General features: G+C 71.9%; 20 protein-coding genes. 17 read left to right on the top strand and 3 right to left on the bottom strand.

The features are described from left to right. Nucleotides 1-58: 58 nt before the first annotated feature. A complete protein-coding gene (locus IE153_RS01720) occupies nucleotides 59-1,072 on the bottom strand; it encodes a LacI family DNA-binding transcriptional regulator (RefSeq protein WP_189588523.1) in 1,014 nt (337 codons plus the stop codon). Nucleotides 1,073-1,345: 273 nt separating this feature from the next. Here IE153_RS01720 and IE153_RS01715 point away from each other — a divergent pair, with 273 nt between their 5' ends. The 7 genes from IE153_RS01715 (at nucleotide 1,346) to IE153_RS01685 (ending at nucleotide 11,351) form a co-directional block, all read left to right on the top strand. Next, complete coding sequence (locus IE153_RS01715) at nucleotides 1,346-2,635, top strand: ABC transporter substrate-binding protein (protein WP_189587783.1); 1,290 nt, start codon at nucleotides 1,346-1,348, stop codon at nucleotides 2,633-2,635. A 6-nt stretch (nucleotides 2,636-2,641) separates the two neighbouring features. Beyond that, entirely contained in the window at nucleotides 2,642-3,535 is an 894-nt protein-coding gene (locus IE153_RS01710; RefSeq protein WP_189587781.1) for a carbohydrate ABC transporter permease, read from the top strand. Then, on the top strand, nucleotides 3,532-4,437 hold the full coding sequence (locus tag IE153_RS01705; RefSeq protein ID WP_189587779.1) for a carbohydrate ABC transporter permease: 906 nt from the start codon (nucleotides 3,532-3,534) through the stop codon (nucleotides 4,435-4,437). Before IE153_RS01710 ends, IE153_RS01705 begins: the two co-directional genes overlap by 4 nt. A gap of 49 nt (nucleotides 4,438-4,486) precedes the next feature. Further along, the gene (locus IE153_RS01700; protein ID WP_189587777.1) at nucleotides 4,487-5,734 is read left to right on the top strand and encodes a glycoside hydrolase 5 family protein; all 1,248 of its coding nucleotides are present in this window, start codon (nucleotides 4,487-4,489) and stop codon (nucleotides 5,732-5,734) included. Further along, entirely contained in the window at nucleotides 5,731-7,737 is a 2,007-nt protein-coding gene (locus IE153_RS01695; protein ID WP_189587775.1) for an endo-beta-N-acetylglucosaminidase, read from the top strand. Before IE153_RS01700 ends, IE153_RS01695 begins: the two co-directional genes overlap by 4 nt. Nucleotides 7,738-7,763: 26 nt before the next feature. Next, nucleotides 7,764-10,778 (top strand): alpha-mannosidase, encoded by a 3,015-nt coding sequence (locus IE153_RS01690; RefSeq protein WP_189587773.1) that lies wholly within the window; start codon nucleotides 7,764-7,766, stop codon nucleotides 10,776-10,778. Between the two features lie 99 nt (nucleotides 10,779-10,877). After that, entirely contained in the window at nucleotides 10,878-11,351 is a 474-nt protein-coding gene (locus tag IE153_RS01685; RefSeq protein ID WP_189587771.1) for a carboxymuconolactone decarboxylase family protein, read from the top strand. Between the two features lie 28 nt (nucleotides 11,352-11,379). Here the strand turns inward: IE153_RS01685 and IE153_RS01680 are convergent, their stop codons facing one another. Beyond that, entirely contained in the window at nucleotides 11,380-12,084 is a 705-nt protein-coding gene (locus IE153_RS01680) for a FadR/GntR family transcriptional regulator (RefSeq protein ID WP_031107763.1), read from the bottom strand. Between the two features lie 167 nt (nucleotides 12,085-12,251). Between IE153_RS01680 and IE153_RS01675 the strand changes: the two genes are divergently transcribed. From IE153_RS01675 to IE153_RS01640, 8 genes are read left to right on the top strand one after another with little or no spacing between them, the layout of a single operon-like run. Beyond that, on the top strand, nucleotides 12,252-13,325 hold the full coding sequence (locus tag IE153_RS01675) for a sugar ABC transporter substrate-binding protein (protein ID WP_189587769.1): 1,074 nt from the start codon (nucleotides 12,252-12,254) through the stop codon (nucleotides 13,323-13,325). After that, nucleotides 13,322-14,812 carry a sugar ABC transporter ATP-binding protein gene (locus tag IE153_RS01670; protein WP_189587767.1) on the top strand — a complete coding sequence of 497 codons (1,491 nt, stop codon included), beginning with the start codon at nucleotides 13,322-13,324 and terminating at the stop codon, nucleotides 14,810-14,812. The genes IE153_RS01675 and IE153_RS01670 overlap by 4 nt, the downstream gene beginning before the upstream one ends. Continuing rightward, nucleotides 14,805-15,830 (top strand): ABC transporter permease, encoded by a 1,026-nt coding sequence (locus IE153_RS01665; protein WP_189587765.1) that lies wholly within the window; start codon nucleotides 14,805-14,807, stop codon nucleotides 15,828-15,830. Before IE153_RS01670 ends, IE153_RS01665 begins: the two co-directional genes overlap by 8 nt. 34 nt (nucleotides 15,831-15,864) lie before the next feature. Further along, entirely contained in the window at nucleotides 15,865-17,199 is a 1,335-nt protein-coding gene (locus IE153_RS01660; RefSeq protein ID WP_189587763.1) for an L-fuconate dehydratase, read from the top strand. After that, entirely contained in the window at nucleotides 17,196-17,960 is a 765-nt protein-coding gene (locus tag IE153_RS01655) for an SDR family NAD(P)-dependent oxidoreductase (protein WP_189587761.1), read from the top strand. Before IE153_RS01660 ends, IE153_RS01655 begins: the two co-directional genes overlap by 4 nt. Then, on the top strand, nucleotides 17,957-18,955 hold the full coding sequence (locus IE153_RS01650; RefSeq protein WP_189587759.1) for an aldo/keto reductase: 999 nt from the start codon (nucleotides 17,957-17,959) through the stop codon (nucleotides 18,953-18,955). The genes IE153_RS01655 and IE153_RS01650 overlap by 4 nt, the downstream gene beginning before the upstream one ends. Next, the gene (locus IE153_RS01645) at nucleotides 18,952-19,269 is read left to right on the top strand and encodes an L-rhamnose mutarotase (RefSeq protein WP_189587757.1); all 318 of its coding nucleotides are present in this window, start codon (nucleotides 18,952-18,954) and stop codon (nucleotides 19,267-19,269) included. The genes IE153_RS01650 and IE153_RS01645 overlap by 4 nt, the downstream gene beginning before the upstream one ends. Next, on the top strand, nucleotides 19,266-20,099 hold the full coding sequence (locus tag IE153_RS01640) for an amidohydrolase family protein (protein WP_189587755.1): 834 nt from the start codon (nucleotides 19,266-19,268) through the stop codon (nucleotides 20,097-20,099). The genes IE153_RS01645 and IE153_RS01640 overlap by 4 nt, the downstream gene beginning before the upstream one ends. On the opposite strand, the gene IE153_RS01635 is transcribed toward IE153_RS01640, so the two are convergent. Then, the gene (locus IE153_RS01635; protein ID WP_189587753.1) at nucleotides 20,087-21,508 is read right to left on the bottom strand and encodes a lipase maturation factor family protein; all 1,422 of its coding nucleotides are present in this window, start codon (nucleotides 21,506-21,508) and stop codon (nucleotides 20,087-20,089) included. The genes IE153_RS01640 and IE153_RS01635 overlap by 13 nt on opposite strands. 143 nt (nucleotides 21,509-21,651) lie before the next feature. On the opposite strand from IE153_RS01635, the gene IE153_RS01630 reads away from it, so the two are divergent. Together IE153_RS01630 and IE153_RS01625 are read left to right on the top strand one after the other, a co-directional pair. Continuing rightward, a complete protein-coding gene (locus IE153_RS01630) occupies nucleotides 21,652-22,731 on the top strand; it encodes a DUF6777 domain-containing protein (RefSeq protein WP_189587752.1) in 1,080 nt (359 codons plus the stop codon). 126 nt (nucleotides 22,732-22,857) lie between these two features. Further along, a complete protein-coding gene (locus IE153_RS01625) occupies nucleotides 22,858-24,945 on the top strand; it encodes a SpoIIE family protein phosphatase (RefSeq protein ID WP_189587750.1) in 2,088 nt (695 codons plus the stop codon). The last annotated feature ends 12 nt before the right edge of the window (nucleotides 24,946-24,957 follow it).

The following is a 24,957-nucleotide window of genomic DNA, read 5'->3' as shown; positions in this document are numbered from 1 at the left end:
CGCACCGCCCCGCGTACCCAGGGCGACCTGGGGAAAGCCCGGTCTGGCCCAGGGCGACCTAGACCGTGCCCCGCGCCGGCCCCGTACTGTCCCGTTCGATCAGCCCCGGCACCGGCACCCGCACCGTCCGGGCCGGGCCGCCGTCCAGCAGGGCGGTCAGTTCCCGTGCCGCCGTGCGGCCGAACTCCACGCTGTCCCGGGAGAGTGCGGACAGCCACGGCTTGACCAGGCGGCACAGGGCGGAGTCCTCCCAGGCCACCACCGACACGTCCGCCGGCACCGCGAAGCCCCTCTCGGTCGCGGCGGCGACCCCGGCGACGGCCATCACGTCGTTGTCGTAGATCAGGGCCGTCGGAGCACCGGGACCGTCCAGTACCCGGCGCGTGACGGCCGCGCCCGCCTCGTCCGAGTAGTCGGTCGGCACCGACTGCACCTCGGTCAGGCCGCGCCGTTGCGCCTCGGCCCGCAGTGTGCGGATCCGGCGCTCGGTGTGGGCCAGCCCGGGCAGCCCCGCGATGTGCGCGATCCGGCGATGGCCCAGCGCGTACAGCCCGTCCACCACCGCCGCCATCGCACCCGCGTCGTCCGCCCACACCGTCGAAAGACCCGGGTGACGCTCGTCCGGCTCGCCTCCGATCACCACGGCGGGCAGGCCCAGTTCGTCCAGGAGGCCGGGCCGGGGGTCGTCCGTGCGCGGGTCGACCACCAGCACCCCGTCCACCCGGTGCTCGGCCCACCAGCGCCGGTACACCGCGCACTCGTCGTCGATGTCCTCGGCGATCTGGAACAGCAGCCCGAGATGACGCTCGGCCAGCACCTCCTGGATGCCCGAGACCAGTTGCAGGAAGAACGAGTCCACCCCCAGCGTGCCCGCCGGACGCGCCAGCACGAAGCCGACCGTCGCCGCGCCCTCCCCGGACAGGGCGCGGGCCGCCGTGCTGGGCCGCCAGCCCAGTTGCTCGGCGACCCGGCGCACCCGGTCCCGGGTCACCTCGGAGACTCCGGGTCTTCCGTTGAGCGCGAAGGACACCGCGCTCTCGGACACCCCGGCCCGCCGGGCGATGTCCTTCATCGTCGGCCGCCGCGCCGGTGAGCGCTTTCCCGTCACGCGTGCTCTCCATTCGACCGACGCCGTGCACTAATGCGCTTGAGCTTCCATAGCCTAAAGCGCATTAGTGATCGACTGCAACGGGCGTTCATTTAGGGCTCTGACCTGCATTTATGTGCAACTAATGACTTTAGCTGAGCAGAATCCATTGACTTGTCCGAAGAGAACGATGCAAGGTCTGGCCCGGCGTCATTTCCGCCGCCCTCCCGCCACCCTGTTCCCAAGGAGCCGGTCACCGTGCGCATCTCCCGCAGAGCCTTCGCCGCCGCTGCCGTCGCTGTCGTCCTGCCGCTGAGCGCCTGCGGTTCAGGGGGCGAAGGAGGCGGTTCGGGCGACGCCTCCGGCAAGGTCGAGGGCGGCATCACCTTCCAGACCTGGAACCTGCGCGCCAACTTCAAGCCCTACTTCGAGGGCCTGATCGCCGAGTTCGAGAAGAAGAACCCCGGCACCCATGTGAAGTGGGTCGACCAGCCCGCCGAGGGCTACGCCGACAAGATCAGCGCCGACGCGGCGGGCGGCACCCTGCCCGACGTCGTCAACGTCTCCCCGGACCTGGTCGCCCCGCTCGCCAAGGCCGGTCTCGCCCTCGACCTGGACAAGGCCGCCCCGCAGTACGAGAAGGAATACCTGCCCGGTGCCTGGGCCGGCCACCGGATACCGGGCCAGCCCGGCACCTACGCCTTCCCCTGGTACCTCAACACCGGCCCGCTCTTCTACAACAAGTCCCTGTTCAAGAAGGCCGGGCTCGACGCGGAGAAGCCGCCGACGACGTACGACGACCTCTTCGCCGACGCCCTGCAACTGGCGAAGAAGAGCGGCGGCAAGGTCGCCACCCTCGCCAACGTGCCCACCATCGAGGACTTCGGCCGCTACGGCGTGCCCCTGATGAACAAGGAAGGCACCGGCTTCACCTTCAACGACGCCAAGGGCGTCGAACTCCTCACCCAGTACAAGGAGTTGTACGACGCAAAGGCCCTCGACCCGCAGGCCCTGACCGCCACCCCGGAGTCGTCCGGCAAGAAGTTCCTCACCGGGGCCGTCGCCATGAACCCGGGCAGCGCCCTCGACCTCGGCAACTTCAAGAAGCAGGCGCCGAGCCTGTACAAGAACATCGGCATCACCGACCAGATCACCAGCACCGGGCACGTCAACATGTACGTGATGGGCGTGATGGTCAACGCCCAGTCGAAGCGCAAGCCCGCGGCCGTGGCCTTCGCGCACTTCGTGACCGATGCGGCCCACCAGATGTCGTTCGCCAAGAAGGTCGCCATCTTCCCCAGCACCGCCGGTTCGCTGGACGACCCGTACTTCACCAAGGAGGACGGCACCGACGAGACACGCGTCCGCGTGGCCGCCGCCAAGTCCCTGAAGACCGCGGTCAACTACACGCCGGTGCTGTTCAGCGAGCAGATGAAGATCGCGCTGCGCAACGAGGTCGCCAAGGCGCTCCAGGGCAAGCAGAGCCCCGAGGAAGCTCTCGACAACGCTGTCAAGGAGTGCGACCGGCTCCTGACGCAGCAGGGCTGACGCACCATGGCTCTCTCCGGCATCTCCCGGGTGCGGCGCCAACTCCCCACCAGTCCGTGGCTGTTCGCCGCGCCCGGCCTGCTCGTCACCGGCGCGTTCGTGCTCTACCCCTTCGTCTCCACGCTGGTGAACTCCTTCACCGACCGCCGCACCCTGATCCCCGGGCGGTTCGTGGGGCTCGCCAACTTCCGCGAGCTGCTGCACGACGACATGTTCTGGACCGGACTGCGCAACAGCACGCTCTACGTCCTCGGGGTCGTCCCGCTCCTCGTCGTCCTGCCGCTGCTGCTCGCGCTGCTCGTGCAGAAGAACATCCCGGGCATCACCTTCTTCCGGTCCGCCTTCTACACCCCCGTCGTCGCCTCGATCGTCGTGGTCGGGCTGATCTGGGTGTGGCTGCTCGACGACCGCGGACTGGTCAACGCGGTGCTGGAGACGGTCGGTGTGGGCCGGGTCGGCTTCCTCAGCGACCAGTGGCTGCTCCTGATGAGCGCCATGGCCGTCACGGTGTGGAAGGGCCTCGGCTACTACATGATCATCTATCTGGCGGCGCTGGGGAACGTGCCCCGCGAGCTGCACGAGGCCGCCGCCGTGGACGGCGCCGGGGCGGTGCGCCGCTTCCTGTCCGTCACCGTGCCCGCCGTCCGCTCCACCATGGTGCTGGTCGGGGCGCTGTCCTCGGTCGCCGCGTTCAAGGTGTTCTCCGAGGTGTACCTGCTGGCGGGCCCGAGCGGCGGACCCGCGGGCGAGGACACCACCCTCGTCATGCTCGTCCAGCGCACCGGCACCGGACTGACCGGCCGGGTCGGCTACGCCTCCGCGCTCTCCGTCGTCGTCTTCGCCGTCACCGTCGCCCTGATGCTGCTGGTGCTGCGCGCCGACCGGAAGGAGGACTCGTGAGCGTCCTCGAGAAGACCCGGGCCCCCGAAGAGCCCGCCGTGGCCCGTGAGCCCCGGGTCACCGACGAGCACGGCCGCCGCATCCGGGTGTGGGAACTGGTCCTGCGCTACGCCCTGTTGCTCGCCGTGCTGGCCCTGACCATCGGCCCGTTCCTGTGGCAGCTGTCCACCTCCCTCAAGGGGCCGACCGAGGACATCTACAGCTCCCCGCCGACGTTCCTGCCGGGCGATCCGACCCTGCACAACTACGAACGGGTCGCCGACACCATCCCCGTCTGGGACTACGCGCTCAACTCCCTGAAGGTCGCCACCGCCAACGTCGTCACCAACTGCGTCGGCTCGGCCCTCGCCGGATACGCCCTGGCCCGGCTCCGCTACCGCGGCCGCCGCGTCGCCACCCTGGCCTTCATCCTGGCGATGCTCGTGCCCGTCGAGGGCATCATCATCGCCCAGTTCACGACCATGCGGGAGCTCGGCCTCAACAACACCCTGATCGGCGTGGTCCTGCCGGGCTGCATCGGCGCGATGAACGTCCTGCTGATGCGCAACGCCTTCCTCAACCTGCCCTACGAGATCGAGGAAGCGGCCTTCGTCGACGGCGCCAACGTCTGGCAGCGGTTCCTGCGCATCGCCCTGCCATCGGTGAAGGGCACCCTCGCGGTCGTGGCGATCTTCGCCTTCATGGGCGCCTGGGACGACTTCCTGTGGCCGCTGATCGTGCTGAGCGACCCGTCCAAATTCACGCTGACCATCGGCCTCAACTACCTGCACGGCACCTTCGCCAACGACGAGCGTCTCGTCGCCGCCGGGACGATCATCGCCGTCGCACCGCTGATCGCCCTCTTCGCCTGCCTCCAGCGGTACTTCTTCCGCGGTGTGGGCGAGGGCGCGGTGAAGGGCTGAGGGTTCAGGGCCGAAGGGCCGACCCCCACCGAACACGCAAGGACACCGCATGCCTCCTGCCGTGCGCTTCGGCGTCAACTACACCCCCAGCGAAGGGTGGTTCCACCACTGGCTCGACTTCGACCTCGACTCCGTCCGCGCCGACCTGGACTCGATCGCCGCGCTGGGCCTCGACCACATCAGGGTCTTCCCGCTGTGGCCGTACTTCCAGCCCAACCGCACGCTGATCCGGCCCCGGGCGGTGGAGCAGCTCGTCGCGCTGGCCGACGCCGCCGCCGAGCGCGGCCTCGACGTCAACGTGGACGGTCTGCAGGGCCACTTGAGCAGCTTCGACTTCCTGCCCGCCTGGACGCGCACCTGGCACCGGCGCAACCTCTTCACCGACCCGGACGCTCTCGACGGCCAGGAGAACCTCCTGCGCACGCTCGCCGCCGCCCTCGCCGACCGGCCCAACTTCATCGGCATGACCCTCGGCAACGAGGTGAACCAGTTCTCGTCCGGCCCCCACCCCGACCCCGACCGGGCCACGCCCGGCGAGATCGACACCTGGCTCACCCGCATGCTCGCCGCCTGCGAGGAGGGCGCCCCGGGCCGGCTGCACCTGCACGCCGAGTACGACGCGACCTGGTACCAGGACGACCAGCCCTTCACCCCCGGCCAGGCCGCCCGGCACGGCGCCGTCACCGCCGTGCACTCCTGGGTCTTCAACGGCACCGCCCAGCGCTACGGCCGTACCTCCGTGCCGAGCGAGCACCACGCGGCCTACCTCGTCGAGCTGAGCAAGGCCTGGGCCGACGATCCGCACCGCCCGGTGTGGCTCCAGGAGGTCGGCGCACCCGCGCCCCTGGTCCCGCCCGAGCACGCCGCCGCCTTCACCGGGGCCACCGTGGCGAACGCCCTGGACTGCCCGGGCCTGTGGGGCATCACCTGGTGGTGCTCCCACGACGTCTCCCGCAGCCTCGCCGACTTCCCGGAACTGGAGTACGGACTCGGCCTGCTGACCAACGACCGCAAGCCCAAGGACACGGCTCGGGTGCTGGAACGGGCGGCGCGGGAGTCGTCGTACACGCCCACGAACCGGACGACCGCGCTCGTCGTGCCCGCCGACCCGGCCGTCCGCTCACGGTGCGCCCCGGGCGGGCCCGTCTTCGAGGCCTACTTCCGGCTGGTCGCCGACGGGGCCCGCCCCACCACTGTTCTCGACACCCGGGCCGCCGATCGGGAGCACCTGTCCGCACGAGGCATCACCGAGACCGTCACAGTCGACCAGATCCTCGAAGGAGGAATCCGCCCGTGACCCCCACCAGACGCACGGTCCTGCTCGCCGGCGCCGCGGCCGCCCTGTTCCCCGCCCTGCCGGCGACGGCAGCGCCGCGAGCCGCCGCCGGCCGGCCCTACGCGTCCTACTGGTACCCGGACTCCCTCCCCGAGGGCGCCCCCGGCCCCGGCATCACCTGGCGCAGCCTGAAGTCCTGGCGCGCCGACACCGACCCGGACCTCGCCTTCAACGCCGCGTCCGTGCCCCTGGCCCGCCGCTTCACCCCGGCCCCCGCCAACCCCACCGCCCGCGCAGGCCAGGCCCGCATCCAGTCCCTGGTCTCCTTCGGTCCGACCGCGAGCAACCCCTCGCAGGGCTCGGCCACCGCCGACACCTACGCCCTCACCCACTGGGCCTACATCGACGAGCTGGTGTTCTGGGGAGGCTCGTCGGGCGAGGGGCTGATCCTCGCCCCGAACGCCCCGATCGTGGACGCCGCCCACCGGCACGGCGTACCCGTCCTCGGCAACGTCTTCCTGCCGCCCGTCGCCTACGGCGGACAGCTCCGGTGGACCCGCGACCTCGTGCAGAAGGACGCCGTCGGGCGGCATCCGCTCGCCGCCCGGCTGGTCGCGGTCGCGGAGGCCCACGGGTTCGACGGCTGGTTCGTCAACGCCGAGACCGGGGGCGGGGACGCCGCGCTCGGCCGGGACATGCTGAGCTTCGTACGGGAGCTGAAGTCCCTCGCGGCGGCCAGGGGGCAGCGGGTCACCTGGTACGACGCGATGACCGTGCACGGCTCGGTGAACTGGCAGGGCGCGCTGAACGTGCAGAACGAGGCGTTCTTCCGGACCTCCGACGACATGTTCGTCGACTTCCGCTGGTCGGCGGGCAGCCTGGTCTCCTCCGGGCAGCGAGCCGAGCAACTGGGGCGCAGCCGCTACGAGTTGTGGGCCGGCGTCGACGTCGAGGCGAACGGCTGGAACTCGTCCGTGCGGTGGGACGCGATCGTGCCGACGGACCAGAAGCACATCGCGTCGGTCGGCCTCTACCGCCCCGAGTGGACGCGCAACCAGCTGCCCGCCGACCAGCGGGACCCGGCCGCCTTCCACGCCGCCGACGACCGGTTCTGGACCGGCCGCTCCCTCGACCCGTCCCGGCCGGACGGAAACGACGGCTGGCGAGCACCCGCCGTCTCCGTCGCCGACCGCTCCACGATCACCTCCGTGCCCTTCGCCAGCGCGTTCAACACCGGCCATGGGCTGCGCTGGTACGAGGACGGCAAGGTCACCTCGGACACGCCCTGGAACCACCTGGGGTTGCAGGACCGCCTGCCGTCCAGACGTTGGGCCGTGCACACCGAGGGCAGCCGTCCGGCCGTGGGCTTCGACTTCGAGGACGCCTGGCGCGGCGGGAGCAGCGTGCTCGTCGACGGTGCACTCGACGCGCCCGCCGTCCTGGACGTGTACGCGACCCGGTTGCCGCTCACCGCCGACACGGTTGTCGAACTCACCCACCGGACCGACACCGGCTCGGTGCGCGTCGAGCTGGCCGTCGCCACCGCCGACCCGGACTCGCCCGGGGCGACACCGCCGTACACGTATCTCCCCGTGACGTCGGCCGGCACCTGGCAGACCTCGACTGTGCGGCTCGGCGGCCTGACGGGCACCGTCCACGCGATCGGCGTGCGGCTCACTCCGACGGACGCCGGTGGCCCGGTGCGGTGGCGGCTCGGTGGCATCGCCGTCCGGACGGCCTCCCGGGCCACTCCGGCCGCTCCCACGGGGCTGCGCGTGAGCGCCGCGTCCGGCGGTGACCTGCGCCTGGTCTGGAACCCGGCCCGCGGCACCGTGCGGCACTACACCCTCCACCGCCTCCTCCCCGACGGCACCCGCCGCTTCCTCGGCGGTACCTGCCAGCGCGCGTACTTCGTCGCCGGGCTGAAACCCGAACAGGGCGAGCGGGCCGCACGGTTCGAACTGCGCGCCGTGGGGGAGCTCTACACCTCGTCGGCCCCCGTGACCCTGACCCACCCCTGGTAACCACCCCTCTCTAGGGAGCACTCCGCATGCATGACGACCGCAGCCTGGTCGAAGCCCGCCTCAAGCGCGTCCTCGACGAGCGCGTCCGCCCCGCCGTGTACCCCGAGTCCGTGCCGCTGGACGTCGCGGTGTGGCACGCGCCCGGCGAGCCGGTGCCGGTCGCCGAGGGACTCGCCGCCGAGCCCGAGCCGATCGAGGTGGGCGCCCGGTGGGGTGCTCCCTGGGGCACCAGCTGGTTCCGCGTGACCGGCACCGTCCCCGAGACCTGGGCCGGGAGGACCGTCGAGGCGATCCTCGACCTCGGCTTCGACGAGAACATGCCCGGCTTCCAGTGCGAGGGCCTGGTCCACCGGCCCGACGGCACTCCGGTGAAGGGCCTCAACCCGCGCAACCAGTGGGTCCGCGTCGGCGCCCCCGCCGAGGGCGGGGAGCAGGTGCGGCTGCACATCGAGGCCGCCTCCAACCCCGTCATCCTCGACTACCACCCCTTCCTGCCCACGCGGCTCGGCGACAAGGAGACCGCCGGCAGCGAACCGCAGTACACCCTCGCCCGCATGGATCTCGCGGTGTTCGACGACACCGTGTGGCAGCTCGTGATCGACCTGGAGGTGCTCGGCGAGCTGATGGCCGAGCTGCCCGTGGAGTCCGCGCGCCGCTGGGACATCCTGCGGGCGGTCGACAAGGCGCTCGACGCCCTTGACCTCCAGGACGTCAACGGCACGGCGGACCGGGCCCGTTCGCGACTCATCGAGGTCCTCGCCACCCCCGCCGCACCCTCCGCCCACCGGATCAGCGCCGTCGGGCACGCGCACATCGACTCGGCGTGGCTCTGGCCGCTGCGCGAGACCGTGCGCAAGGTGGCCCGGACGACGTCCAACATGACCGCGCTCCTCGACGACGAGCCCGACTTCGTCTTCGCCATGTCCCAGGCGCAGCAGTGGGCGTGGGTGCGCGACCACCGGCCCGAGGTGTGGGCCCGGGTGAAGAAGGCCGTGGCCGACGGGCGGTTCGTGCCGGCCGGTGGCATGTGGGTGGAGTCCGACACCAACATGCCCGGCTCGGAGGCGATGGCCCGGCAGTTCGTGCACGGCAAGCGGTTCTTCCTCGACGAGTTCGGCATCGAGAACGACGAGGCCTGGCTCCCCGACACCTTCGGCTTCGCCGCCGGACTGCCGCAGATCATCAAGGCGGCGGGCTCCAAGTTCCTGCTGACGCAGAAGATCAGCTGGTCACAGACGAACAAGTTCCCGCACCACACGTTCCGGTGGGAGGGCATCGACGGCACCCGGATCTTCACGCACTTCCCGCCCGTCGACACCTACAACTGCTCCATGAAGGGCGGCGAGATCGCCCACACGGCCCGCAACTTCAAGGACAAGGGCGTCGCCCGCCACTCCCTCGCGCCCACCGGCTGGGGTGACGGAGGCGGCGGCACGACTCGCGAGATGGTCGCCAAGGCGGCCCGCCTGCGCGACCTCGAAGGCTCGGCCACGGTGACCTGGGAGACCCCGCAGGCCTTCTTCGAGAAGGCGTCCGCCGAGTACCCGGAACCACCGGTGTGGGTCGGCGAGCTCTACCTCGAACTGCACCGCGCCACCCTCACCAGCCAGGCCAAGACCAAGCAGGGCAACCGCCGCAGCGAACACCTGCTCCGGGAGGCCGAGCTCTGGGCGACCACGGCGGCCGTGCGCAGCGGGTTCCCCTACCCCTACGAGGACCTGGACCGCATCTGGAAGACGGTGCTGCTGCACCAGTTCCACGACATCCTGCCCGGCTCGTCCATCGCCTGGGTGCACCGGGAGGCCCGGCGCACGTACGAACGGGTCGCCGAGGAGCTGAACCGGATCATCGAGTCCGCCCAGCGCTCCCTGGCCGGCGAGGGCGACACCCCGCTCGTCTTCAACGCCGCCCCGCACACCCGGGCCGGCGTCCCGGCGGGCGGTGCGCGCACCCCGGCCGGTCAGGACCGCACGGCCCTGACCGACCGTCCCGGCGGCGGGCACGTCCTGGACAACGGCCTGCTGCGTGTCGAGATCGACGTCCGGGGGCTCGTGGTGTCGGCGTACGACATCGAGGCCGACCGCGAGACCGTCGCACCGGGCCGGGCCGCGAACCTCCTCCAGCTGCACCCCGACTTCCCGAACATGTGGGACGCCTGGGACGTGGACGAGTTCTACCGCAACACGGTCACCGACCTGACCGACGCGGACGAGGTCGCCCCGGACGGCGACGGCGTACGGGTCGTCCGGACCTTCGGCGCCTCCCGCGTCACCCAGGTGCTGTCCCTCGCACCGGGGGAGCGGCGGCTGGTCGTGGACACGGAGGTCGACTGGCACGAGACGGAGAAGTTCCTCAAGCTGGCCTTCCCGCTCGACGTGCACGCCGAACGGTACGCGTCCGAGACGCAGTTCGGGCACTTCCACCGGCCGACCCACACCAACACGTCCTGGGAGGCCGCCAAGTTCGAGGCGTGCAACCACCGCTTCGTCCACCTGGAGGAACCCGGCTTCGGCGTCGCGATCGTCAACGACTCGACGTACGGCCACGACGTGACGCGCACCGTCCGCACCGACGGCGACGGCGGTACGACCACCACCGTCCGTGCCTCCCTGCTGCGCGCCCCGCGCTTCCCCGACCCGGAGACCGACCAGGGCGTCCACCGGTTCCGGCACGCGCTGGTGCCCGGCGCGGGCATCGGGGACGCGGTGCGCGAGGGCTGGCGGATCAATCTGCCGGAACGCCGCCTCAGCGGGGCCGCCGAGGTGGCGCCGCTGGTGACGTCGGACCAGGACGCGGTGGTCGTCACGGCGGTCAAGCTGGCCGACGACGGCAGCGGTGACGTGGTCGTCCGGTTCCACGAGGCGTTCGGCGGCCGGGCACGCGCCACGCTCACCGCCGGGTTCGAGGTCGCCGGTGTCGCGGTGACGGACCTGCTGGAACGCCCGCTCGCCGACGCGGCGGCACCGGAGATCCGGGACGGGCGGATCGCTCTGCGGCTGCGGCCGTTCGAGCTGGTCACCCTCCGGCTGCGGCGCGCCTGACGGCAGACGGGAGACGCAGGTCACATTCGTCGATGTCACATCGTGGTGGGCCGCTGCCTCATAGGGGTGTACGCACCGACAACGGCTAAGGAGCTCACCATGAGCGCACGACTGGACATCTTCGGCAGCCCGACCGCGAGCAAGCTCGTCAAGCAGTTCACCTCCGTGGGGCGGCTGGTGGTGGAGTCACCGCTGCCGGCCGCCACACGGGAACTGGTCTCGCTGCGGGTGAGCCAGATCAACGGGTGTGCGGTCTGCATCGACATGCACACCAAGGAGGCCACCGCCGCGGGCGAGAGCGCCGTGCGGCTTCATCTGGTCGCGGCGTGGCGGGAGGCGACGGTCTTCACCGACGCCGAGCGTGCCGCGCTGGAGCTGGCCGAGCAGGGGACCCGGATCGCGGACGGCGCCGGCGGGGTGCCGGACGAGGTGTGGGAGCGGGCCGCCAAGCACTACGACGAGGAAGAGCTCATGGCGCTGGTCACCCTCATCGCCTTCATGAACACCGCGAACCGGCTGAACGTCCTGCTCGAGCAGCCGGCGGGCGACTACCAGGCCGGACAGTTCAAGTAGTCGCGGAGCACCGGGCCCTGAGACCCCCTCAGGGCCCGAGCTGCGCGCGCAGCCACTGTTCCACCTCGCCCACGTGCGCGGCCGCCGCCGCGCGGGCCGCCTCCGGGTCACGGGCCGCCAGGGCGCGGTGGATCGCCGCGTGCTCGCGGCGGGTGCGGGCGAAGGCGCCCTCCTCCTGGTAGCCGCGCCAGACGCGGGCCCGGAAGGTCCGTGACGACAGGCCCTCCAGGATCGCGGCCATCGTCTCGTTGCCCGCGGCCGCCGCGATCTCCCGGTGGAAGGCCAGGTCGTGGGCGAGGATCTCCTCCGGATCGTCCGTGGCGTTCATCGCCGCCAGGTGCTTCTCCACCTCGGCCAGCTGGTCCGGGGTGATCCGTGCGGCGGCCAGCGCCGTCGCCGTCGACTCCAGGATCCGCCGGATCTCCAGCAGTTCCACCAGTTGCGGGCCGCGCGACAGGTCCGCCACGACACCGAAGGTCTCCAGCAGGTCGCCGGCCTCCAGTTGCGTGACGTAGATGCCCGAGCCGTGCCGGGCCTCCAGGACGCCCAGCACCGTGAGCGCGCGGATCGCCTCCCGCATCGAGCTGCGGGAGATGCCGAGCTGGACCGCCAGATCGCGTTCGGTGGGCAGCCGCTGCCCCGGCTCCAGCCGGCCCTCGCCGATCATCGCCTTGATCCGCTCGATGGCGCGCTGCGTCACGGTGCCCTTCTGCGGGGCTGTCTCGTCGTCCACGCCACTCCTCCGATCACCGCGCTCCGGCGCAGTCTAACCAGCAAGGTGGTCGGACCACTACGAGCCTGAAGCGGGAAAATCCGGCGTCGAAGGGTGTTCTGGCGGGGGAGTGGTCTGATAAGTATGCGGGCATCTGCTGGAAGACCGGTCGATGGGAGCCCCCTGAGATGCCCGGAAGCACAGTGCGGAAGCGGAACACGTCCCGGATGCTCGGCGCGGTGGCCCTGGCCGCCGGAGCGTCCCTGGTGCTCGCCGCGTGCGGCAGTACCAAGGACACCGGAGCCTCCGGGGCCGGAGGCGGTGACGGCACCGGCAAGGTCGGGGTGGTGCTGCCCCTGCTGACCTCGCCGTTCTGGCAGTCGTACAACGACTACGTGCCGAAGATGGCGAAGTCCGAGGGCGTGGACGCGATGAAGACCGTCAACTCCAACAGCGACCCCTCGCAGCAGATCACCGACATCAACAACCAGCTGAACCAGGGCGTCGAAGGCCTGGTCGTCGCGCCGCTGGACAGCGCCGCCATCGAGGCCGGACTCGACCAGGCCGAACGCAAGGGCGTGCCGGTCGTCGCCGTGGACGTGGCGCCCGACAAGGGCAAGGTCGCCATGGTGGTCCGGGCGAACAACGTCGCGTACGGCGAGAAGGCGTGCCCGTACCTCGGCGAGCACATCACCTCCGGCAAGGTCGTGCAGATCATGGGCGACCTCGCCTCGGTCAACGGCCGCGACCGCTCCGAGGCGTTCCGCGCCTGCGTGAAGAAGAACTTCCCGAAGCTGAAGGTGCTGGAGATCCCCGCCAAGTGGGAGTCCGACACCGCGGCCTCCAAGCTCGACACCCTCCTCAACGCCAACCCCGACATCAAGGGCATCTACCTGCAGGCGGGCGGCGTCTACCTCGCGCCCACCCTCCAGACCCTCAAGTCCAAGGGCATGCTGAAGAAGGCCGGGCAGTCGGGCCACATCGCCATCGTCTCCAACGACGGCATCCCGCAGGAGTTCGACGCGATCCGCAAGGGCGAGGTCGACGCCACCGTCTCCCAGCCCGCCGACGCCTACGCCAAGTACGGCATGTACTACATCAAGGCGGCGATGCAGGGGAAGCGGTTCAAGCCGGGCCCGACGGACCACGACTCGACCATCGTCAAGCTGCCCAGCGGCATCCTGGAGGACCAGCTGCCCGCCCCGCTGGTCACCAAGGACAACGTCGACGACCCCGAGCTGTGGGGCAACACGGTCGAATGAGCAGCCCACTTGTCGAGGCACGGGGCGTCGTCAAGCGCTACGGCCCCACCACCGCCCTCGCCGACGGCCGGCTCACCGTCCTGCCCGGCGAGTCCCATGCCCTGGTCGGCCGCAACGGCGCGGGCAAGTCGACCCTCGTCCGCATCCTCACCGGGCTCCAGGCCCCCGACGAGGGCACCGTCCACTTCGACGGGGAGCCCGCGCCCCCGCTCACCGACCGGGACGCCTGGCGCCGCAAGGTCGCCTGCGTCTACCAGCATCCGACGGTCGTCCCCGAACTGACCGTCGCCGAGAACCTGTTCATCAACCGACAGCCCCTGAGGAAGGGCTTCATCAGCTGGCGCCGCCTCAAGTCCGAAGCGGCCGCACTCCTCGACACCTGGGACGTGCGCGTCGACCCCGAGGCCCGCACGGCCGACCTCAAGGTCGAGGACCGGCAGATGGTGGAGATCGCCCGGGCGCTGTCCTTCGGCGCCCGCTTCATCGTCCTCGACGAACCCACCGCCCAGCTCGACAACCGGGAGATCGAGCGCCTCTTCACCCGCATGCGGGCCCTCCAGGACTCGGGCGTCACCTTCCTGTTCATCTCGCACCACCTCCAGGAGGTGTACGAGGTCTGCCAGACCGTCACGGTCCTGCGCGACGCCCGCTGGATCACCACCGCACCGGTCGCCGACCTCCCGCGCCAGGCGCTGGTGGAGGCCATGGCGGGGGAGACGATCGCCGAGGCGGCCGAGCGGCAGCGGGCCGCCGAGCCCGCGGGCCCTGTCCTCCTCGACGTTCGCGGCCTCCGCTCGACGGCGTACGACAACGTCGACCTCACCGTCCGCCGCGGGGAGGTCGTCGGACTCGCCGGGTCCAGCGCCAGCGGCAAGATCGAGCTGGCCGAAACGTTCACGGGACTGCACACGCCCACCGGCGGGACGGCCCGGCTGGACGGAGCGCCGCTGCCGTTCGGCGACGTCCGCAGGGCCCTCGAAGCCGGCGTCGGCTTCGTGCCCCGCGACCGGCACGACCAGGGCCTCGTCTTCGGCATGTCCATCGGGGACAACGCCACCCTCAGCGTCCTGGACCGGCTCGGCCGCTTCGGCTTCGTCGGCACCGAGCGCAGGCGCCACGTCGCCACCGCGCTGATCGAACGGCTCGACATCCACGCCGAGGGACCCGAGCAGCCCGTCTCGGACCTGTCGGGTGGCAACGCGCAGAAGGTCGTCATGGCCCGGGCCCTCGCCTCCGACCCCCGGCTCCTGGTCCTCGTCAACCCGACCGCGGGCGTCGACGTGAAGTCCAAGGAGTCCCTGCTCGCCCGGGTCGACAGTGCCCGCGAGGACAGCACCGCCGTGCTGGTCGTCTCCGACGAACTCGACGACCTCAGGCGCTGCGACCGGGTCCTCGTCCTCTTCCACGGCCGTGTCGTCGCCGAACACCGCGCGGGCTGGCGCGACCACGAGCTCATCGCCTCCATCGAAGGAGTGGACCATGGCTGACACCAAGGCCCCGCCGGTGAAGCCGGTGCTCGTGACCGGCACCGGGTCGGCGCGGACCGTGCTGCTGCGCCGGGCCCGCGAACTGGCCCTCGTGCCGGCCCTGTTGCTGCTCATGGTGCTCGGGACGATCGTCAACGACTCGTTCCTCACCGAGCGGAACCTGATCTCGATCCTCGGCGCCTCCGCCGCCCTCGCGATGGTCGTGCTCGCCGAGTCGCTCGTCCTCATCACCGGCAAGTTCGACCTGTCCCTGGAGTCGGTGGTCGGCATCGCGCCCGCCGTCGGAGCCCTGCTCGTGCTGCCCGCCGCCCAGTCCGGCTGGGGCACCGAGTTCCCCGCCGCCCTGGCCCTGCTCGCCGTCCTGGTCGCGGGCGCGGCCGTCGGCGCCTTCAACGGCGTCCTGGTCGTGAAGTTCAAGCTCAACGCGTTCATCGTGACGCTCGCGATGCTGATCGTGCTGCGCGGCCTGCTGGTCGGCGCGACCAAGGGCAAGACGCTGTTCGGCATGCCCGACAGCTTCTACTCGCCGGCCACCACCACCTTCCTCACCGTCCCGCTGTCGGTGTGGCTCGCCGCGATCGCCTTCGCGGTCGCCGGGCTCGTCCTGAAGTACCACCGGGTCGGACGCGCCCTGTACGCCATCGGCGGCAACCCGGACGCGGCACGGGCGGCGGGCATCCGCGTGGAGCGCGTCATGCTCGGCGTGTTCGTCGTCGCGGGCGTCCTCGCCGCGGTCGGCGGCCTCATGCAGACCGGCTACGTCGGCGCGATCAGCGCCAACCAGGGCCAGAACATGATCTTCACGGTGTTCGCTGCCGCGGTGATCGGCGGCATCGCCCTCGACGGCGGCAAGGGCACCATGTTCGGCGCCCTGACCGGCGTACTCCTTCTGGGTGTCGTGCAGAACCTGCTCACCCTCGCGCAGGTCCCGTCGTTCTGGATCCAGGCCATCTACGGCGGGATCATCCTGGTCGCCCTCATGATCGCCCGCGTCACCACCGGCCGCGCCCAGGACTGACCTCCCGCCCTTGCACCCGACCGAAAGGCACTCCGTGTCCCCGACGCCCGCCCGCATCACCGCGGTCGACACCCACGACATCCGCTTCCCCACCTCGCGCGAGCTCGACGGCTCCGACGCGATGAACCCGGACCCCGACTACTCGGCGGCCTACGTCGTCCTGCGCACGGACGCGGCCGACGGGCACGAGGGGCACGGATTCGCCTTCACCATCGGGCGGGGCAACGAGGTACAGGTCGCCGCGATCGAGGCACTGAGCGGGCACCTGGTCGGCCGGGACCTGGACGAGCTGTGCGCCGACCCCTCCACCCTGAACCGCGACCTGATCGGCGACAGCCAGCTGCGCTGGCTCGGACCCGAGAAGGGCGTGATGCACATGGCGATCGGCGCCGTCGTCAACGCCGTGTGGGACCTGGCCGCCAAACGAGCCGGACTGCCGCTGTGGCGGCTGCTCGCCGAGGCCGAACCCGAATGGATCGTGCGCCAGATCGACTTCCGCTACCTCACCGACGCCCTCACCCCCGAGGAGGCCCTGACCCTCCTGCGCCGGGGCCGCGAGGGCGCCGGGGAACGCACGGCCCGTCTGCTGGAGTCCGGCTACCCCGCCTACACCACCTCGCCCGGCTGGCTCGGCTACGACGACGAGAAACTCACCCGGCTCGCGGCCGAGGCCGTCACCGAGGGCTTCCGGCAGATCAAGCTCAAGGTCGGCGCCGACCTCGACGACGACATCCGCCGCTGCCGCGTGGCCCGTTCGGTCATCGGCCCCGACGTGCGCATGGCCGTCGACGCCAACCAGCGCTGGGACGTCGACGAGGCGATCCGCTGGACCAAGGCGCTCGCCGAGTTCGACCCGTACTGGATCGAGGAACCCACCAGCCCCGACGACATCCTCGGCCACGCGGCGATCCGCCGGGCCGTCGCCCCCGTGAAGGTCGCCACCGGCGAACACGTGCAGAACCGGATCGTCTTCAAGCAGCTCCTCCAAGCCGGAGCGCTCGACGTCGTCCAGATCGACGCGGCCCGCGTCGGCGGCGTCCCCGAGAACCTCGCGGTCCTGCTGCTCGCGGCCAGGTTCGGCGTGCCGGTCTGCCCGCACGCGGGCGGCGTCGGCCTGTGCGAACTCGTCCAGCACCTGTCGATGTTCGACTACGTGGCCCTCTCCGGCACCACCGAGGACCGCGTCATCGAGTACGTCGACCATCTGCACGACCACTTCCTCGACCCGGTGGTGATCCGCGAGGGTCGGTACACGGCACCCACCGCGCCCGGCTTCTCGGCGGCCATGCGGACCGAGTCGCTGGCGCGGTACACCTACCCGGGCGGTGCGTTCTGGGCCGCCGACCTCCGGAAGGAGCAGGCTGAATGAGCGACTTCGAGGGCTTGAGGGCCCTGGTGACGGGCGGCGCCTCCGGCATCGGCCGGGCCACCGCCGAGCTCCTCGCCGAGCGCGGCGCCCGGGTCGCCGTCCTCGACCTGGACCCGTCGCCGGTCGGCAAGCCGCTGCTCGCGTACCGCGCTGACGTCACCGACGACGCGTCCGTGCGCGAGGCCGTCGCCGCCGCCGTCGCCGACCTCGGCGGGCACGGCGTCCTCGACGTACTGGTCAACAACGCGGGCATCGGCGCCCAGGGCACCGTCGAGGACAACCCCGACGGCGAGTGGCACCGCGTCTACGACGTCAACGTGCTCGGCATGGTCCGCACCACCCGCGCCGGCCTGCCCCACCTGAGGGCCTCCGCGCACGCCGCGATCGTCAACACCTGCTCCATCGCCGCCACCGCCGGCCTGCCGCAGCGCGCCCTGTACAGCGCCACCAAGGGCGCGGTGTACTCCCTCACCCTCGCCATGGCCGCCGACCATGTCCGTGAGGGCATCCGCGTCAACTGCGTCAACCCGGGCACGGTCGACACCCCGTGGGTCGGCCGCCTCCTCGACGCCGCACCCGACCCGGCCGCCGAACGAGCCGCCCTGGAGGCCCGCCAGCCCACCGGCCGTCTGGTCTCCCCGGCCGAGGTCGCGGGCGCCATCGCCTACCTGGCGAGCCCTCTGTCCGGCGCCACCACCGGCACCGCGCTCGCCGTCGACGGCGGCATGCAGGGCCTGCGGCTGCGCCCGGTGGCCCGGTGAACCGGCTCGGCCGCAGCCGCGTCGAGGTCAGCGCCCTGTCCTTCGGCGCCGCCGCCATCGGCAACCTGTACACCGAGGTCGGCGAGGCGCAGGCGCACGACGCCGTGGAGGCCGCCTGGCAGCGGGGCATCCGCTACTTCGACACCGCCCCGCACTATGGCCTCGGCCTCTCCGAACGCCGCCTCGGCGCCGCCCTGCGCGACCACCCCCGCGACCGGTACACCATCTCCACCAAGGTCGGTCGCCGCCTGGAACCCTCGGACGGCGGCGGCGACGACCTGGCGGGCGGCTTCGCCGTGCCCGCGACCCACCGCCGCGTGTGGGACTTCAGCGCCGACGGCATCCGCCGCACCCTGGACTCCAGCCTGGAACGCCTCGGTCTCGACCGGGTCGACGTCGTCTACCTCCACGACCCCGACGAGCACGCCGAACAGGCCTTCCGCGAGGGCTACCCGGCGCTGGAGAAGCTCCGCTCCGAGGGCGTGGTCGGCGCGATCGGCGCCGGCATGAACCAGGCGGAGATGCTGACCCGCTTCGTCCGCGACACCGACGTCGACGTGGTCCTCTGCGCCGGCCGCTACACCCTGCTCGACCAGAGCGCCCTCTCCGGCCTGCTGCCCAAGGCCCAGGAGCGCGGCACGTCCGTCGTCATCGGCGGCGCCTTCAACTCCGGCCTGCTGGCCAACCCCGAGCCCGGGGCGAGGTACAACTACACCGTCGCGCCCTCGGCACTGGTCGAGCGCGCCCTGCGTCTGAAGTCCGTCGCCGACCGGCACGGCACCACGCTGCGCGCCGCCGCCCTGGCCTTCTGCGCCGCCCACCCGGCCGTCGCCAGTGTCCTCGTCGGCGCCCGCTCGGCCCACGAAGTGCGCGACTGCGCCCACCAGTTCGCCGCCCGGGTGCCTGCCGGGTTCTGGCAGGACCTGCGCGCCGAGGGCCTGTTGCCCGCCGACGCGCCCGTACCCGCAGAGGCGTCGTCCGAGGAGCCGTCATGAGAGTCGCCCTGCACACCAAGGTCTGCGCCGACCGCATCGCCGCGTACGAGGCGGCCCACCGCGAGGTCCCGGAAGAACTCACCGACGCCATCCGGGCCGCCGGCGCCACCTCCTGGACCATCTGGCGCAGCGGCACCGACCTCTTCCACGTCCTGGAGTGCGAGGACTACGCCCGGCTCCTCGCCGAACTGGAGAAGCTGCCGGCCAACGTCGCCTGGCAGGCCCGCATGGCCGAACTGCTGGACGTCGTGCACGACTACTCCGGCGCGGGCGCCGACGCCGGCCTGCCCGTCGTCTGGGAGCTGCCGGCATGACCGTGGTCGACGCCCACCACCACGTGTGGGACCTGTCCGTACGGGACCAGGACTGGATCACCGGCCCCGAACTCGCTCCGCTCCGGCGCGACTTCACCATGAAGGACCTCGGATCCGAGGCGAGAGCGGCCGGAGTGACCCGCACGGTCCTCGTCCAGACGGTCACCGTGCCCGAGGAGACCCCTGAGTTCCTCGCCCTGGCCGCCGAGCACGACCTGATCGCGGGCGTCGTCGGCTGGACCGACCTCACCCGCCCCGACGTCGCCGACGAACTCGCCCGCCTGCGCGCGCTCCCCGGCGGCCCCTACCTCAAGGGCATCCGCCACCAGGTCCAGGGCGAACCCGACCCCGGGTGGCTGCTGCGCCCGGAGGCGCAGCGCGGACTGGCCGCCGTCGCCGACGCCGGGCTGGTCTACGACCTGGTGGTGCTCCCGCACCAGTTGCCCGCCTGCGTCCGGGCCGCCGCCGCCCTGCCCGGCCTGACCTTCGTCCTCGACCACCTGGGCAAACCGCCCATCGCCGCCGGTGCCCTCGAACCCTGGGCGAGCGGCCTGCGCGCCCTGGCCGCCCTGCCCAACACGGTCGCCAAATTGTCCGGCCTGGTCACCGAGGCCGACCCGGCTTCCTGGACCGTCGAGGACCTGCGTCCCTACGCCGACGTGGCCCTGGAGGCCTTCGGGCCCGGCCGGCTGATGTACGGCTCGGACTGGCCGGTGTGCACCCTGGGCGCGGCGTACGGCGACACCCTGGACCTCACCCGCCGGCTGACCGACCCCCACGACCACCCGCAGATCCTCGAGACCACCGCCACCCGCGTCTACGGCCTCTGAACCGGCCCCGCCAGCCGCGTCGGCGGCAGAAAGTCCCTCACGTACGTCCGCTCCCAGCACGCACCCGTCTCCCGCAGCTCGCGCCACGTCGTGTAGCGGTACCGGAACAGGCGGGCGCGCACGAACCGAGGGGGCGCGTCCGGTGGGAACGGGGAACGGCGCAGCAGCTTCAGGGTGGCCCGGTCGTTCTCCAGCAGCCGCTCCACCAGCGTCCCGAACCAGGGGTCGGCATAGGCGGGGGAGAGGGCCGCGAACCACATCAGCCAGTCCAATCGCAGATGGTAGGGCGCGAACTGGCGCGGCCAGCGCCGCGGATCGCCCGGCTTGCCCCTGAACTCGTACTCCAGCCAGCCCGCGTCCTCGCGCGGCACGTCGTCCGCGGTGCCCTCCACCACCACCTCGTACCGCACCCGGCTCACGCTGCCGAACGCCCCGTAGGTGTTGACCAGGTGGAGCGGGTCGAAGGAACGGTTCATGACCTGGCGGCGGGAGAGCATGTTGCGGACCGGCCGGTAGCCGAGGCCCAGGAGCGAAACGGCCACCGCGAGCACCACCACGACGTACCACAGCGGTGCACCGGGCACGTCCGGCGGATCGGCCGGGAACCGGACGGCCGACAGCGCCAGGACGATCGTGATCCAGTTCAGCCAGGAGAAGTTGCCCGACAGCACCAGCCACACCTGGGTGACGATCATCAGCGACGCGGCGGCCGTCGCGACGGGCTGCGGGGTGAACAGCAGGAACGGCACCACGAGCTGGGTGACGTGGTTCGCGGCCACCTCGACGCGGTGCAGGGGTTTGGGGAGATGGTGGAAGAACCAGCTCAACGGGCCCGGCATCGGCTGGGTCTCGTGATGGTGGTCCAGGCAGGTGAGCTCGCGCCAGCAGGCGTCCCCGCGCATCTTGATCAGGCCCGCGCCGAACTCCACGCGGAACAGGATCCACCGCAGCAGGAACAGCACGACGACCGGCGGGGCCACCTCGTCGTTGCCGAGGAACACGGCGAGGAACCCGACCTCCAGCAGCAGCGACTCCCAGCCGAACGAGTACCAGGTCTGCCCGACGTTGACGATCGACAGGTACAGCACCCACGGCACCAGCCACAGCAGCATGCCGCCCCACAACGGCAGCAGCGAGTCGAGCCCCGCCAGCAGCGCCGCCGACACCGCACAGCCCGCCCAGGTGCAGAGTGCGAAGAAGCGGTCCGAGTAGTGCCACTGGAACAGGCTCGGCGCCCGCTTGAACGGCACCCGCTCCACGAACCGCGGCACCGGCAGCATGCCGCGCCGCCCGATCAGCGGGCGGAACTGGAGCACCGCCGTCAGGAACGCCACCAGGTAGACGGCGGCCAGCGCCCGCTGGAAGACCAGCCGGGTCAGCCAGTAGTCGGACGCGCCGAACCAGTCCACGGGGTGCGGTCCTCCTCCCAGTGTGGCGCCCTGCCCGGGCGTCACGCTCCGTGTGCCGCCGCTCCGGTTGCGTGACACAAGTGACCGAAGCAAACAATAGTGACGAACGGCCCCGAACGGGCCGAGGTGAGCGGGAGGACGAGGTGCGGACACCCACCGGGACCGTCGTCCTGGCCTGTGTGCTCTCGGCGGCGCTCCTCCTCTCGGGGTGTGTCGGCCACACCACCCGGCACCCCGACACCACCCGCCTCGGCGACGACGCGGGCACCGGTGGAGAACTGTTCCTCCTGTCCGCCGCGGCTCCGGGGCCCGACCCCTTCACGGACTCCACGGCCCTCACGGCGGCTACCCCGTCCCCCGCCCCGCGAACGCCCGCCGCCGGCGGACCACGCTCCCTCCCCGGCGGAACGCCCGGCCTGTACGGCGGCACCGAGCGGACCGGCAGCTGTGACATCGGCCGGCAGGTCGGCCACCTCGTCCGCGACCCCGCCAGGGGCCGCGCCTTCGCCGAGGTCGTGGGCATCTCCCCGGCGGCGCTCCCCGACCACGTGCGCGCGCTGACCCCGGTCGTGCTGCGCGCCGACACCCGCGTCACCGGCCACGGCTTCCGGGCCGGGCGGATCACCCGCTACCAGTCCGTCCTCCAGGCCGGCACCGCCGTCCTCGTCGACGACCGGGGCCTGCCGCGCGTCCGGTGCGCCTGCGGCAACCCGCTCGGGCCGCCGGCCGCGTCGCACGGCACCCCGGTCACCAGAGGCGCTCCCTGGCCCGGCTACCGGCCCGGCGGGGTGATCGCCGTGACACCGGCCTCGCAGGCCGTCGCCGGCTTCACGATCGTCGACGTCACCGCCCGGACCTGGATCGAGCGCCGTACCGGCCACGACGTACGCCACGACCGGGCCCTGCCGCCCCCCGCCCGGGTGACGGATCCCCCGGACCCGTCCCGGCCGGCACCGTCGCCGCCGCAGATCCACGTCCCGCCGGAAACGGAGCCGTCCCCGGAGCCGGATCCCGACGCGGGCGGCGCATCTCCCGGGGACACCCCGGCCGGGGTGAGTCTCCCGGACGCGGAAACGCCTCTTCCGACGTCCGGCGAAACCGTCCCGCTTCCCGACCCGCCGGCCGAGCCGGAGTACCCCGCAGGACCCGACGAGGTCGGCCCCGACGCCGTCCCGGACAACCCCGATCCGCCCGACGGAGCCGGGCTCATCCCCGACGACTAGGCCCGCCGAACGCATCCCCGGCGGCCCCACAGTCGTCTTCATCAACAGAGGTCCGATCCGGCGGCGCGGCTCGTAGACTCAGCACATCCAGTCGAAGAATCGGACGAATCCTGGCAAGGTGGGCCCATGGCTGATCGGGGAGCGAGCGCCCTGTCCCTTCCGGACGACTGGCCCGCCCACCCGGACCCGATCCTCGTACTCAACCGGATGGGCAGCTTCGACTGGGATCTGGACACCGGCCTGATGCAGATGGACGCCCAGGCCCACGAGGTCTTCGACGTGCGCCCCGACGAGTACGACGACCACCCCGAGACCCTCGCCAAGCGCGTCCCGCCCGACGAGTCCCGCCGCCTGGACACCGCGGTCTCCCGGGCCCTGAAGGACGGCAGCGAGAACTACGGCGCCTACTTCCGCATCCGCCGCCGCGACGGCTCCCTGCGCTGGACCCACACCCAGGGCTACATCCGGCGCGACGACACGGGACGGCCCCGTCGCATCATCGGCATCATCCGGGACGCCACCCGGGAACTCGGCGAGAGCGACGCCCGTCTCGACCAGGCCGCCCGGGACGAGGCCCGCCGCGAGCAGACCAGCGTCGTCGAACTGACCACGGCCGCCCTCGCCCACGCCCGCACCGTCCAGGACGTCATCGACGTCCTCAAGGACACCCACGGCCTCGTCCATCTGGGCGCCACCAGCCTCGTCATGGGCCTGGTCGAGGCCGGCCGCATCCGCCTGGTCGCCGAGGGCCCCGCGGGCAGCTTCGTGCCCGGTACCCGCGTCACCCGGATCGACGAGCCCTACCCGATGAGCGAGGCCGTACGGACTCTCGGCCCGTGCTTCATCGAGTCACCGCAGGAGTTCGCCGAGCGCTACCCGATCCTGTGGCCGCACATCACCGACCTCGACATCACCTCGGCCGCCTACCTGCCGCTCATCGTCCAGGCCCGGCCGATCGGCGTGATGGGCCTGCTCTACAGCGACCGGTACGGCTTCACGTCCGAGGAGCGCAACATCCTCGTCGCCCTCGGCAGCAGCATCGCGCAGAGCCTGCAGCGGGCCATGTTCTACGAGCAGGAGATGGACCTCGCGCAGGGCCTCCAGCAGGCCATGCTGCCCCGGACCATCCCGAGCGTGCCCGGCGCCGACGTCGCTGTCCGCTACCGCGCCGCCACCATCGGCGGCTCCGTCGGCCGGGACATCGGCGGCGACTGGTACGACCTGATCCCGCTGCCCGGCGGACGGGTCGGCGCGGTCATCGGCGACGTTCAGGGCCACGACACCCACGCGGCCGCCGTCATGGGCCAGTTGCGCATCGTGCTGCGCGCCTACGCCGCAGAGGGGCACCCCCCGGCCACCGTCATGGCCCGCGCCTCCGTCTTCCTGCACGAACTCGACACCGACCGCTCCGCGACCTGCCTCTACGCGGAGGCCGACCTGTCCACGGGCGTGCTCCAGATGGTCCGGGCCGGCCACATCGATCCGCTGGTGCGCCACACCGACGGCTCCTGCCGCCGCGTCACCGTCCCCGGCGGGCTGCCGCTCGGCCTGTCCGCCGAGTTCGGCCGCCTCGAATACCCCGTGGGCACCATAGAGCTCGACCCCGGCGACACCCTGCTGCTGTGCACCGACGGTCTGGTGGAGCAGCCCGGCGCCGACCTCGACGACGGCATGCGCACCCTGGGCGCGCTCGTCGCCACCGGCCCCGACGACGTGCGGGACCTCGCCGAGCGGCTGATCGACGTGGCCGCCGAGCGCGGCGGGGACGACGACGTGGCGCTGCTCCTGCTGCGCCGGCGCGGCCCCGAGCACCCCCAGTCCGGCCGTCGGCTCCAGCGGCACGTGGCCCCCGGCGACCCCGGGGCCCTCGCCGACGCCCGGCACATGATCCGCACCGCGGTCGCCGGCTGGGGAGCGGGTGAGCGCGCCGACGAGATCGAACTGGTCGCCGACGAGCTGATCACCAACGCCCTGATGCACACCGAAGGCTCCGCCGTCGTCACCCTACGGGCCTTCACCGGCTCCGAGCGCCGCCTGCGCGTCGAGGTGGAGGACTCCTCCAGCGCACTGCCGCGCCGCCGCGAGGCGGGCGAGTCGGGCGTCTCCGGGCGGGGCCTGCTCCTGGTCGAGCTGCTCACCGACGTGTGGGGCGTGGAGGCCCGGGGCGGCGGCAAGGCCGTGTGGTGCGAGTTCGTGGTGCCCGACTCCGGCTGACCCGGCGTGGCA

Source organism: Streptomyces massasporeus (genome assembly GCF_014648995.1).
Lineage (GTDB): Bacteria > Actinomycetota > Actinomycetes > Streptomycetales > Streptomycetaceae > Streptomyces > Streptomyces massasporeus.
The sequence above is the reverse complement of the archived record's forward strand: the minus strand, read 5'-3'. Positions and strand labels throughout refer to the sequence as shown.

Coding starts and splice junctions, on each gene's coding strand:
- IE153_RS01720 (WP_189588523.1), bottom strand. CDS start 1,072: ATGAAGGACATCGCCCGGCGGGCCGGGGTGTCCGAGAGCGCGGTGTCC.
- IE153_RS01710 (WP_189587781.1), top strand. CDS start 2,642: ATGGCTCTCTCCGGCATCTCCCGGGTGCGGCGCCAACTCCCCACCAGT.
- IE153_RS01700 (WP_189587777.1), top strand. CDS start 4,487: ATGCCTCCTGCCGTGCGCTTCGGCGTCAACTACACCCCCAGCGAAGGG.
- IE153_RS01690 (WP_189587773.1), top strand. CDS start 7,764: ATGCATGACGACCGCAGCCTGGTCGAAGCCCGCCTCAAGCGCGTCCTC.
- IE153_RS01685 (WP_189587771.1), top strand. CDS start 10,878: ATGAGCGCACGACTGGACATCTTCGGCAGCCCGACCGCGAGCAAGCTC.
- IE153_RS01675 (WP_189587769.1), top strand. CDS start 12,252: ATGCCCGGAAGCACAGTGCGGAAGCGGAACACGTCCCGGATGCTCGGC.
- IE153_RS01670 (WP_189587767.1), top strand. CDS start 13,322: ATGAGCAGCCCACTTGTCGAGGCACGGGGCGTCGTCAAGCGCTACGGC.
- IE153_RS01665 (WP_189587765.1), top strand. CDS start 14,805: ATGGCTGACACCAAGGCCCCGCCGGTGAAGCCGGTGCTCGTGACCGGC.
- IE153_RS01655 (WP_189587761.1), top strand. CDS start 17,196: ATGAGCGACTTCGAGGGCTTGAGGGCCCTGGTGACGGGCGGCGCCTCC.
- IE153_RS01645 (WP_189587757.1), top strand. CDS start 18,952: ATGAGAGTCGCCCTGCACACCAAGGTCTGCGCCGACCGCATCGCCGCG.
- IE153_RS01640 (WP_189587755.1), top strand. CDS start 19,266: ATGACCGTGGTCGACGCCCACCACCACGTGTGGGACCTGTCCGTACGG.
- IE153_RS01625 (WP_189587750.1), top strand. CDS start 22,858: ATGGCTGATCGGGGAGCGAGCGCCCTGTCCCTTCCGGACGACTGGCCC.